At 67.6% G+C, this 11,878-nt stretch carries 9 protein-coding genes and 1 pseudogene; 6 read left to right on the plus strand and 4 right to left on the minus strand.

Annotated elements, in window-relative coordinates; all coding sequences use genetic code 11:
• The first annotated feature begins 210 nt into the window (after window positions 1-210).
• The 6 genes and pseudogenes from ACSDR0_RS46990 to ACSDR0_RS47015 all read left to right on the plus strand — a co-directional run bounded on the left by ACSDR0_RS46990 (window position 211) and on the right by ACSDR0_RS47015 (window position 4,564).
• A complete protein-coding gene (locus ACSDR0_RS46990) occupies window positions 211-636 on the plus strand; it encodes a VOC family protein (protein ID WP_435295496.1) in 426 nt (141 codons plus the stop codon).
• A gap of 73 nt (window positions 637-709) precedes the next feature.
• Window positions 710-1,216, plus strand: a complete 507-nt coding sequence (locus ACSDR0_RS46995) for a pyridoxamine 5'-phosphate oxidase family protein (protein WP_435295488.1) — start codon at window positions 710-712, stop codon at window positions 1,214-1,216.
• Window positions 1,217-1,391: 175 nt separating this feature from the next.
• Window positions 1,392-1,799: a YciI family protein gene (locus tag ACSDR0_RS47000; protein WP_435295489.1), complete on the plus strand. Its 408-nt coding sequence runs from the start codon at window positions 1,392-1,394 to the stop codon at window positions 1,797-1,799.
• The gene (locus ACSDR0_RS47005) at window positions 1,796-2,941 is read left to right on the plus strand and encodes an RNA polymerase sigma factor (protein ID WP_435295490.1); all 1,146 of its coding nucleotides are present in this window, start codon (window positions 1,796-1,798) and stop codon (window positions 2,939-2,941) included. Before ACSDR0_RS47000 ends, ACSDR0_RS47005 begins: the two co-directional genes overlap by 4 nt.
• Window positions 2,942-3,138: 197 nt before the next feature.
• Window positions 3,139-4,011, plus strand: a complete 873-nt coding sequence (locus tag ACSDR0_RS47010; protein ID WP_435295491.1) for a recombinase family protein — start codon at window positions 3,139-3,141, stop codon at window positions 4,009-4,011.
• 86 nt (window positions 4,012-4,097) lie between these two features.
• Window positions 4,098-4,564 (plus strand): annotated as a pseudogene (locus tag ACSDR0_RS47015) (DUF6245 family protein).
• Between the two features lie 252 nt (window positions 4,565-4,816).
• On the opposite strand, the gene ACSDR0_RS47020 reads toward ACSDR0_RS47015, so the two are convergent.
• The 4 genes from ACSDR0_RS47020 to ACSDR0_RS47035 all read right to left on the minus strand — a co-directional run bounded on the left by ACSDR0_RS47020 (window position 4,817) and on the right by ACSDR0_RS47035 (window position 11,403).
• Window positions 4,817-4,996 (minus strand): hypothetical protein, encoded by a 180-nt coding sequence (locus tag ACSDR0_RS47020; protein WP_435295492.1) that lies wholly within the window; start codon window positions 4,994-4,996, stop codon window positions 4,817-4,819.
• Between the two features lie 180 nt (window positions 4,997-5,176).
• Window positions 5,177-5,773, minus strand: coding sequence for a hypothetical protein (locus ACSDR0_RS47025; RefSeq protein WP_435295493.1), 597 nt, complete (start codon window positions 5,771-5,773; stop codon window positions 5,177-5,179).
• Between the two features lie 697 nt (window positions 5,774-6,470).
• Window positions 6,471-8,501: a lipase family alpha/beta hydrolase gene (locus ACSDR0_RS47030; RefSeq protein ID WP_435295494.1), complete on the minus strand. Its 2,031-nt coding sequence runs from the start codon at window positions 8,499-8,501 to the stop codon at window positions 6,471-6,473.
• 130 nt (window positions 8,502-8,631) lie between these two features.
• On the minus strand, window positions 8,632-11,403 hold the full coding sequence (locus ACSDR0_RS47035) for a type II secretion system protein GspG (RefSeq protein ID WP_435295495.1): 2,772 nt from the start codon (window positions 11,401-11,403) through the stop codon (window positions 8,632-8,634).
• Between the last annotated feature and the right edge of the window lie 475 nt (window positions 11,404-11,878).

Raw genomic sequence — 11,878 nt, forward strand, 5'->3', positions numbered from 1 at the left:
CCACGACCGAGGCCGCCTAAGATCAACCCACGGCACCTACCTCGTCGAGCCTTTTACACCGCTCCGAGGACGCGACCGCGCAAGCGCCGTTGCAGTACTAGAACTCAGCACGCTCCGGGTGTCGAGAATGTGGCGCCGGCTCCGTCCCAGGGACATCAGCGGCCACGACGGGCCGCGCGACGAAGGAGAACCACCATGACGATTCAGCGGATGGACAACGTCGGCATTGTCGTCGACGACCTTGAGGCTGCCATTACGTTCTTCGTAGAACTCGGCATGGAACTGGAGGGCAAAGCGCAGATCGAGGGCCTTTGGGCGGACCGCACCGTCGGACTCGACGGCGTCCGCTGCGACATCGCGATGATGCGGACCCCAGACGGCCACGGCCGGCTGGAACTGGCGAAATACCACACCCCCGCGGCGATCGGCGCCAGACCGCATAACCCGCCGCACAACACGCTGGGCATGCATCGCGTCATGTTCGCCGTCGACGACATCGAGGACGTCGTTGCCCGCCTGCGCACTCACGGCGCCGAACTCGTCGGTGAGCTGGCCCAGTACGAGGACAGCTACCGGCTCTGCTACGTCCGCGGCCCCGAGGGGATCATCGTCGCGCTGGCCGAGCAGCTCAGCTAACAGCCCGTCGCGGCCGATCTGCGACCAACCAGAACGATCCGCTGGACGGACCAAGAAAACGACAACGAAAGAGATGACCGTGCAACCGAACGAAATCACCGAGGTTCTGAACCGACCGATCAGCCAGGAACTGCTGGCCCGCGACCTGACCCGCTTGGCCTACGTCGCCAAGGACGGCACACCCCGCAATGTCCCGATCGCGTTCACCTGGAACGGCTCGGAGATCGTCATGTGCACTACGAAGAACGCGCCGAAGCTCCCGGCCCTGCGCAACAACCCGACGGTTGCCCTGACGATCGACACCGAGGTGCACCCGCCCAAGATCTTGCTCATCCGCGGCCGGGCCGAGCTGGACTTCGTCGATGGCATCCCGGACGAGTATCTCCAGGAGACCAGCACCTACGAGATGACGCCCGAGCAACGGGTCGAGTGGGAGGCGGAGGTGCGTTCGCTCTACCACGACGGCATGGTCCGGATCGTCGTGACCCCGAACTGGGCGAAGCTGATCGACTTCGAGACGACTCTGCCGAGCGCGGTCGAGGAGCTGGTCCGGCAGCGGGAGGAGCGTCAGCGCGGCTGAGCGGCGGGCGGTCGCTCGCATTGGGTGGATCGCCCACGCCTCAACCCCACCGCGGTACGCGGAGTCTGTGAAGTCCGCCAGGAAATGTCGCGGTGGGATGTCGAGAACCCGCGCGCGGCTCCGTCCCTGGAGTGAACACGGCCACAATGGGCCGTACCGCACTAAGGAGAACATGATGGCCAAGTACCTGTTGCTCAAGCACTACCGGGGCGCGCCGGCATCGGTCAACGACGTGCCGATGGAGCGGTGGGAGCCGGAGGAGGTTTCGGCCCACGTGCAGTACATGCGGGACTTCGCCGCCCGGCTCGAGGGCACCGGCGAGTTCGTCGACAGTCAGGCGCTCTCCCCGCAGGGCACGTTCGTCCGCTACGACGGCAAGGGGCGGCCGCCGGTCACCGACGGCCCGTTCGCGGAGACCAAGGACCTGATCGCCGGCTGGATGGTGATCGACGTCGAGACCTACGAGCGGGCGCTCGAGCTGGCCGGTGAGTTGTCCGCGGCTCCGGGCGCGGGTGGCAAGCCGATCCACGAGTGGCTCGAGGTGCGCCCGTTCTACGGCGAGCGGCCCACGGTGACCGAGTGAAGGAGTCGCTGCTGCGGGAGCTGGTGCCCGCGGTGATCGGTGTCCTCGTCCGTCGCGGGGCCGACTTCGCGGCGGCCGAGGACGCCGCGCAGGACGCCCTGGTCGAGGCCGTGCGCGTGTGGCCGGACGACCCGCCGCGAGACCCCAAGGGCTGGCTGGTCACCGTGGCCTGGCGCAAGTTCCTCGACGCCGCCCGCGCCGACACCTCCCGGCGGCACCGCGAGGTACGCGTCGAGGGCGAGCCCGTGCCCGCCCCGGGCGAGGTGGCGGACGACACGCTCCAGCTGTACTTCCTGTGCGCGCACCCGTCCCTGACACCGGCCTCGGCCGTCGCGCTCACGCTGCGCGCGGTCGGCGGCCTGACCACGCGTCAGATCGCCCGGGCCTACCTCGTGCCGGAGGCGACCATGGCCCAGCGGATCAGCAGGGCCAAGCGGACCGTCTCTGGCGTCCGGTTCAACCGGCCCGGTGACGTCGCCACGGTGCTGCGCGTGCTCTACCTGGTCTTCAACGAGGGCTACTCCGGCGACGTCGACCTCTCCGGCGAGGCCATCCGGCTCACCCGCCGGCTGGCGGCCGACACCGGCCACGAGGAGGTCGCCGGCCTGCTCGCGCTCATGCTGCTCCACCACGCACGGCGCCCGGCACGGACCGGCCCCGACGGCAGGCTCGTGCCGCTCGCCGAGCAGGACCGCGGCCTGTGGGACACCCGCCTGATCACCGAGGGCGTCGACGTGCTCCAGACGGCCCTCGCCCGCGACCGCCTGGGCGAGTTCCAGGCCCAGGCCGCCATCGCCGCGCTCCACGCCGACGCCCGCACGGCCGCCGAGACCGACTGGGTGCAGATCGTCGAGTGGTACGACGAGCTGGTGCGCCTCACCGGCAACCCGGTGGCCCGGCTCAACCGGGCCGTCGCGGTCGGCGAGGCCGACGGCCCGCGGGCCGGCCTGGCCGCCCTGGCGGGGCTCGACCCCGCCCTGCCCCGCCACACCGCCGTCGCGGCGTACCTGCACGAGCGGGACGGTGACCCGGTCACCGCGGCACGGCTCTACGCCGAAGCCGCCCGATCGGCGCCCAACCTCCCCGAACGCGACCACCTCATGCGACAGGCCGCACGGCTCAACGCGCAGCTGCGCAGTTGAGGGCCCCCGCTCGGGTCGGCGCGACCAAATGAAAAGTAGCTCTGGGTGAGTGTCGTTACTCTTCGCGTTCTCATAAATGACCAGTTGTGACAGTTCTGCGAACACCCCGATCCGAGCCGAAGATCCGCAGGTCGCGATTCGCACAACACCTCTCACAACTACCCTTGGTTTTGACAGAGTTCTGCGAGACTAGCGGCATGCAACTCGGATCCGACGACGCTGCGGCCGCGGTCGAACGCCACCCCTGCCCGCAATGCGACGTCCCCGCCGGCAGCGCCTGCCGCACCCGCGCCGGGAAGACCGCCGCGAAGTACCACACCGCACGGTTCATCCTCGTGCCCTCGCTACGGGACGAACTCACCACGCCCGTCCCCGCCGACCGCGGACCGAGCAAGAAGTGGACACAGGGCCCCGAGGTCGCCCCAGCGAAGCCGGAAACGAACGGGGCGCCGATCCGGATCGGCTACGCCCGCTGCTCCACCGCCACCCAGGAACTGCAAAGCCAGCTCGACGCCCTCGCCGCCGCGCACTGCACACGGGTGTTCTCCGAGAAGATCAGCACCCGCATCAAGATCCGCCCCGAACTGGAGAAAGCACTCACCCTCGCCCACGAGATCAAGACCGCCGCCCCGGACCAGCCGGTCGTCCTCACCGTGCACGAGATGAAACGCCTCGCCCGCAACGCCGCCGAGCTGATGACCCTCTCCTCCCAGCTACAAGGCGGCGGGGTGCAACTGGAGCTGCTCACCGGACCCCTGACCGGGATCTACGACCCGCACGGCATGGGCTCCATGCTCTTCGCCGTACTCGCCGTCGCCGCCCAGCTCGACCGCGACTACATCCGCGAGAAAACCCTCGAAGGCCAGCAAGCCGCCGCCGCACGCGGCAACCACGGCGGCCGACCCAAGGTGATCGACGAGGACGACGTGCTCTTCGCCCGCGCACTACGCGAGAAAGGCACCCCGATGCCCGACATCGTGAAAAAACTGACCATCAAAACCGGCAAGAACGCCGGCCAGCACCCCTCAGTCGCCTCGCTCTACCGCGCCCTCGCCGACAACGACGCCTGACCAGCAGCTTCGGGAGCTCATTGCCCCTTTCGCTCGTATCCCGGCGATCCCCCTACGACGGAGCCAATACCATCGCCGAACACACAATGGAGGCGGCCCGGCTCGGCGGAGATGGCCCCTACCGGGCGCAACTGGCCAACGCGCTGCTCGGCGCAGCCCAGATCGAAGCGATGCTCGCCGAGAACTGCGCAGCCGGCCCTGAAGCCCTGGAGGCCGCACACCGCCAGCAGCTGGTGACCGCGGGCGTCATCAACCACCCCGACACGCTCACCCCCTTCCTGCGCTGGCAGGCGCTACGGGTGGCCGGCCCCTTGCGGCTGGTCGCCCAAGACCCCTCACCGGGCCGATCCCGCTGGCGGCCGCGCACGCCGCCGAAGGCCTGCAGCGGCTGCTGGGCGTCATCGGCTCCGGGCAGGTACCCGACGCCGAGACGGTGACCGAACACGTCGCCGAGATCGAGGCGGCCCGCGAGTGCCTGGTGACCGCGATCGGCAACGTCGACATCCTGCTGCAGATGCTGAACGGGCTGTCAGCCATGTTCGGCGAGGACTGATCCGGCGCGTCCCTTCCAGAGGGGTTACCTCGTGTTGGTGGCCACCGCCGAAACCGCCCATGAGCTGGGCGGGGATACTGGCCAACCGTAATTGTGATCACTCACGGTTACTTTGGGGCTCATCGCACGGACCCGAGTGGAGGGCCTGGAAAGCCCAGAGTTCCCGCGAACCCAAGAGTCGAGACCGGGCCGTTGGGGTGGTCTGTGAGGTTATGCACCCTTGGGTTCGCCGGAACCCAAGGCCGTTCGCGGTCAGCCGGTTCCGGAGCGACACCGGGCGGCGTCCAGGAACCCGGCGACGGCGGTCGGCCTGGCCCGGCGAACGGCCGGGGTGCCTGAGCTGATGTACGGAGCCACCCCGCGTGAGCAGGCGTTCTCTGTCAGCGCGGCACTCAGCACCCGGGCCGAGCCGCCCTCGACCGGGGCCAGCACGCGACTCCTCGACTTCACCGCCGCTACAAAAGCCTCAGCGACGAGGGAAAAGCTTCACCGATTCCGAGATCTCCTCAATCGCCAGAGTGACGTGCTCTACACATGGAACATCCTGGTCCTGGGGCTGGATGACCGGGAGAGACACTCGGGAACTCAGAGGTTATTCCTTAGTGGGGAACGTTACGCGGGGCGGGCGCGCTGTAGTTGTTCGGTCAGCTCGTCCAACTCGGCTTCGGTGACCAACCAAACGCGGGTTCTACGAGCGAATCGGAGCTGCCGAAGCGACGACCCCGGGTCCTGGACGCGATCCATTTTCACTCCGCCGTCCGCGTCTCTACGGACCGTCTGTATGACGCGTCGACATGACACCAAGCCCGGAGCAGTGAGGATGATCAGGTCTGACGGCACCGTGCTGACCGCCTGCCCGTCATACAGCTCGGTGAGCGCCTCTTCTATGTCTGCTTTCCGCGCCCTGCTGATGACTATCTTCAACGGAGGGTGCTTGTGCCGCGTGAGCAGCGTTCCGTCGGCGGCGAGTTCCGTCTCCACCGGCAGGGCCTTGGCTGCTTCGTAAAGCTCGGCGAACTTCTTCGGCTCCACGAGGGAGTGGTTCCGACTGTTCCACCAAAATTGCACCCAGAAGATGACGATGAGTGTAATTACCAGAATGGCCCACTTTGGGCTGTCTTCGCCAAACGCGAGGTAGGCGGCAAGCCCTCCCAAACACACCGTTATGAAGATGATGTTGAAGAAGATCCGCCTTTGCTCTTTGCTCATGGGGCTCCTCGGGGGTCCAGGCCGGCACGCCGAAGCGCCCGAGCTTCAATCTTCGCCTTGCATAGGCCGCGCCGGTAGGCCCTCCACTCGGGTCGGCGTCACCAGAGGCAAAGTATGGCTACGTCACTGATTTCGAGAGCCAGATGTCGACGACTTTGAGAGCCACATGGTGATCTTCCTCGTTCGGAAATGTCGGTGAGATCGAGAGCCGGCGGCCACTGTTCGCCAGTGGTCGGCGGACGTGGTCGAGCCCGACGTGCTCGACGGCCCATGGGGTCACGGTAGTAATCGTGGAAAATCCAACGAATATACCCCTGACCTGCTCTGATGTGAGGGCGTCGCAGGGCTGGTGTGCCGGTTGGTGGGCGTAGCGGGGGTCCCGGTAGTAACGGCGGAAAATCCAACGGATATCGCTTCGTCAGCGTCGAAGTGGAGCATCCGGCGAGGTCAGCGGCACCCTCGCCCCAGCCCGCTGCGCCCACCAACCGGCATACCAGCCATGCGATGCCCTCACATCAGAGCAGGTCAGGGGTATATTCGTTGGATTTTCCACGATTACTACCGGGACCCCTAGCGGGCCGGGCCGAGGATGCCGCTGACCTCGCTGGGGTGCTTCACATCGACGCCGGCGGAGCGATATTCGTTGGATTTTCCGCCGTTGCTACCGGGATCCCCTGAAGAGTGCACCACGGCCCCGTCATGGCCACCTCGACGGGTAGTCGACCGTGTCGACCCGTCGCGGCATGATCTTCCACGGTGTGTTCTTGGTGAGCCCTCGTAGCGCGGCGGCGTCGGTGGCGCCGCCGCCATCGCGGCCGCCGCGGTACAGGTCTCGCCAGGCCACTGTCGCTGCCTCGACGCCCGCGTCGCGCCCGGTGCCGGTGAGCCTGAGCAGGTCGCCACAGCACAACACGCAGGGGCTCCGCGTCACGGTGATGTCGACCGATACCAGTCGGGCTTGCCATTCCTCGTCCTGGCTCTTCCACCAGCCGACCAGATGCGCCTCGGCGTGATGCTCGTTGCTCTTCAGGTGCGACTCGATCATCTCGCCGGTGTTCCAGGTGACGACGAACAGCTCGTCCTCGGCGGGGTGTTCGTCGAGCAGCACTGCGCCCCCGCCCAGGTGGTTCCCCTTCGCGTCGACCTGGCGGTCCAGCAGCAGATACCGGCGCGGGTAGGCGCCACGCGCGCCGTCCCGGCCGGGGTAGACGTCGGGGAACGTCTTGGGTAGCCGGTCGGCCAGGCACTCGCAGGGCTGGCCTTGCAGCCCCGGCAGCATCGGTCGATGGTCGAGCGTGCAGTGGCGCACGACGTAGGCCAGCGGCGGCCGCTCGCCGGGGCTCAGCCGCAGCACGGCCGCGCACACCACGCCGGGCTTGAGCTGGCGTCGGGTGGCGATGCCGAGTGCGCGGCCGACCTTGATGAGCGCACCCCAGCTCGGCTGCTCGGGGAGCGCATCGGCGCTGGGGTCGAGCCGCCCGGCGATCTCGGTTTCCACGTTGGCGATCTTCAGGGCGTCGTTGTGGCGGATCTGTTTTGGGTTGGTGAGTGCGTCCGGGAACCGTTTGTCAGTGTCGAAAGCGTCGAAAGCCTTGCGCGCCAGCCAGTCAGTGTTGTGCAGCGGGGGGTGCTGGGTGGTCATCCCGCGGCTGAGCGTCAGCGCGGCGGCGGCGGTGTCGCAGGACTTTCGAGGGCGGCGAGCGTTCGAGCCAAACGCGAGTGCGCTGTGGTAGGGCACCGTCCCGTCGCCGTGCAGGTTCAGGTCGGGCTGCGCCCGCCCGCCTCGGGACGGAAGGACCGTTCCCATCGGCGTCGGTAGCCCGCGCCCGCCGAGGAACAGGTAGCGCACCCGTCGCCAGGCCAGCCACGCTTGCAGATCCTCTTCGGGGACGAGGGTCTTTCGGAAGGCCCACACGACCGACAGGGCCTCGACATCCTGGGGGCCGCGACCGTACTCGGGATAGCGGTACAGGATCAGGTCGGACAGCGTGTCCCACCACGGAACGCGCGATCCGTCCGTGCGGGTAACGAAGTCGTAGATCGGCAGCATTTCGGCCAGCGAGTCCAGCCGCAGCGACAGCTCCTGCTGGTGGCGCCGGCTTAGCAGCGTCTCTGGCACCGGCAGCAGCCAAAACGGCGCCATCCCGGTCATGAGGTTGTAAACCGCAGGCGAGCCCAGGTGTGGGGTGGCCACCGTGATCAGCTGCTTGACGAAGCAGTGGCCATGCCACTGCGGTGACTCGATGAACGAGCGGGCTACCAGCCCGCCCATGCTGTGCGCCACGATGCTGACCCGTTCGCGCTTGTCCTTGGGTGGGGAATCCATGCCCCACTGCTCGTAAAGGAAGTTGCGCAGCTTCAAGGCGTTGTGCGTGTTGGATAGCCGCCAGTCGTATCCGAACACGCGCAGGTCCAGCTGCGGTTGCCGCCACTTCAGCTGCAGCAGGAAATCGTCGTAGGGCACAACGTCGGGAATATCCAGAAGGCCGATCATATGACGGATGCCGGGGATGTAACGGATGCCGGGCATGTCATGGATGTCGGAGATGCGGGTCAGCGGGGAATCCATGACCGTCGTCGGGTCGCCCGGGAATACCCGCACGCCACCGGGGTTAGTGCGGCCGTCAGTGTCGGTGAGCAGGCGGAAGAAGTAGTCCTCGTCGGGGACGGACAACAGCATCTCGTTGCGGCCCCATAGCACGTAGCGCTCCCCGCGGAGCAGCTCCACCCACGGCAACCACCGGCGCGACCACTCGCCGACTGTGCGCCGCGGCGGCGCGACATGGGTCAGCGCAGTCCCCATGATCCCGGGCACAAATACAACCCGCGCCGGAGGGGACGCCGCCGTCATGGCCGGGTCAGCCGAGGCCGTCGAGGTCGGTGTTGATCGAGACGTCCATCGCGCCGGTCGGGGTGTACTCGTACCAGCGCGCGATCAGCGACGCCTCCGCCCAGCTGGTGATGTCGGCATCGAGGTCCTCGCCGCCCTCGGCCCCGTTGGCTCCGAACGTGGCTAGGTCGTAGTCGGCAAGTAAACCCGGGCGGGAGTAGCGCCAGGTGTGCCCCCACGGGTCAGTGGCCGACAGGGAGGAGGGGTCCCACAGCTTGCCATCGGCGTCGAGGATTCCCGCGCCCTGAAGGACCGCCGCATGTTCGCGGACCCGGTTGAACCACCCGGCTGCGTCGGGGTATCGGCCGTCGACCTCGGCGACCGCGTCGAGCAGGAATATCAGTCGCTGCATGTCCCGCCACGCCGCACGCTGCTGCGGCGCGAGCAGAGGCCGGTAGTTGCGCTCCCGATTGGCCGGGGGAATGCCCGGGTAGTTGGTGCGGGCGAAGTTCGCGGTCTCCTCCGCGATCGTGATGTACGGAGACGTGTCCCCTAAGTCGGGGGTGAGCAGTCCGGTCTCCATGAGGCGGGTGAACTCGGCCTCGAAGCCGGGCCGTACGGTGAGCACCACCCGGGCGCTGCCAGCGCGCAGAAACTCGCGGTGCCGAGCGTCGGGATGCTGCAGCAGCAGCCGCCTGTCTGCGGTCTGGGGCTGCTCGTCTGCGGTCTGGGGCCGCTCGTCCCAGAAGTAGGGATAGAGAAAGAACAACACATTCTCCCACTCGACGGCCTGGTGCACGAACTTGGCGAACTCGCCGTACTCCAGGACCGGCAGCCAGTTCTCGGCCGTGGGGACGACCTCCTCGCCGAGCGTCGTGATGACGCCGGGCGGGCCGAACGTGAAGCCGGGGCCGAGGATCCAGCGCAGCACCCCCTTCATGATCGCCTCACGTTCGAGCTGGCGCAGCGTCAACGCGTCCCAGCCGCGGAGCCCGGCCAGCAACTGCTCGCGCCGGTCGGCGAACACCTGGCGGGTCTGGAAGTAGTGCTCCTCGGCGGCGTCGTGCAGGATCTGCCAGGTCTCGTGGCGCCAGCGGTCCCTCGCCGCCTGCGTCACGCGCAGTGTCAGTTCGATGGTGATGCCGACATGCGACGCGTATCGATGTTCGTAGGTGATTGGCACGTCGCCCGTCTTACCGATCAGCCCGGTGAGGTCGCACCACGACCGGTTGCGGACGTTGTCGTCGGTGCTGATGTGGTAGGACATCACCTCGCCCACCACACTTACATACACCTTCTTGTTGTGGTGGCCGAACCAGGAATGGAACGTCGATGGCACGGCAACCTCGAGGTCATCGCCAATCGGGATCTGCAGCGTCTGGATCAACGGCGTCTTTGACTCACTCTTGCTGCGCCACGGCACCGGCTCGTGGTGCGGCAGCGGGGGCGGGTCCAGCGGAGGCGGCGAGACCCGGCCGCCGTAGGTCGCCGCGAGCTGCTCCCACGTCGTCTCGTCGATGTCGGCGGGCTGCACGTCGAACGTGAACGGCTTGGCTAGCGTCTCGTCAATGTCGGCGATTTCGTCAAGCACACCGGTCAGCTCGGCGCCGGGCGCGGGGATCACGAGGTCGTAGGTCAGTCGCACGTCGTAGCGCAGCAGGTCGACCCGCCAGCGGCGCATCATCTGGTAGTAGTCCAGCCGCATCACGTCGGTCTCGCTGGGGTTGCGGATGCGCCGGACGGTCTCGTCGCGTGTGCCGTAGGCCGACCGCACGGTGAAGCTGGTCTTATGGTCGGTTATGGTCCGGGCCGACGCCTTCGCGGTGAGGTCCTTGCTCTCCCGGCTGCTGTCCTTCACCGCCTGGGTGTCCTCCGACGACCGGCGGTAGCCGACGGTGACCCTGGCCTGGCCAGCGTAGGAGTAACTGCCGGACAGCGTGAACGCCGTCGCGTGCTGCCGCTGCGAGTCAGTGGCCTGCGATAGCTCCTTCTTCTCCGCGACACCCTGCTCGCTGTACTCCTCGAACACGTCCTGGACGATCTTCTCGAACTCCTCGGAGCCCGTCGCCCACTCCTGGTGGCTGATGTTGACGGTCTCCCGCGGCGCCAGCGGCACCGAGGCGACGAGCTCGCCCCTCTCGATCCCCGCGGGCGACATCTCCAGTCGTTCCAGGTGCAGCCGGCCGACGGGCTCGAGGGCCATCCGCGCGTCGAACGCGTCGCGGAGCGTGGCGGTGCGGATGCCGCGCTGCGGCGGCCGCGGGTGCTCGACGTCGTAGCCCAGGGCGCGCAGCAGCACGATCCGCTCGTCGTGCGCCGCGACAGCCTGGTGAACCGCCGTCACCAACACCGCCGCGGACGGCAGCACGACCGGGATCGCCGCTCGCGCGGTGGACCACGGCAAGGCCCGGCCGTGCCGGACCGCGTCGAGCAACCGTTTCACGAGGCCGGCCGACCTCGGCGCGGCGTCAGCGGTGACAATCTCGTGCAGCACGGCTGTCACGGCCGCGTCGTGCTCGCGGCGCAGGGTCGTAACAGCGGCGGCGAGGCCGCGGATCGTCTCCACATCGACACCGGCCAGCGCCGGCGCGTGCCGTAGCGTCGAGGCCGTGGGCGGGTCGGCAGCCAGCCCGGTCACGGCCGCGGCAAGCGCCACCGGTACCCGCATCCCGCGGGTGGTGATGTCACGCAGCTCGGCGGGGGTGACGGCCAGCGCTCGCAGGAACGCGACCTTGTCGAGCGCCCGCAACGGCTGCGGCGCCGGCTTTTCGCCGGGCTCGGGCTGCAGTGTGATTGGCACGTAGGTCGCTTTGCGAATCTCGCGCGTCGAGTTGCGTAGCTCGGCCATACAACCAATGTCGTGACGCGGTAAGGGAACTTCAAGACTCGTCCGGGTAAGGGGACGTCAAGACTCGTCCGGCCCAACAGCGTGCTTCTGAGGGTTAGGCCAAGTGACGTCAGAAAACGATGGCGCCCTCCATTTGCCCTGCTTTCTGGGGCTGGAATGGGGAACGCGGACGCGGGCCCCTACGAATAGCTGGCCGGCGTCCTGCTTGACCAGCCCGACCAGACGTTCATCGCCCGCACCGCCCTCGACGGCAGCTCCGCCGCCCTGACCGCCTCTAAGTGAGTGTTTGAGAGGTGATCGTGAGGTCGTTCTATGGCAGAGCAGAAGACAGAGGACGATGCAACAGCGCGCCCAGGTAGTCGAAGGCGCCAGCCCTAAGCTGATCGTCTATGCAGACATCGCCTAATGAAGTCCTTCAACTGGACGT

The sequence above is a fragment of the Streptosporangium sp. G11 genome, assembly GCF_051192615.1.
Taxonomy (GTDB): domain Bacteria; phylum Actinomycetota; class Actinomycetes; order Streptosporangiales; family Streptosporangiaceae; genus Streptosporangium.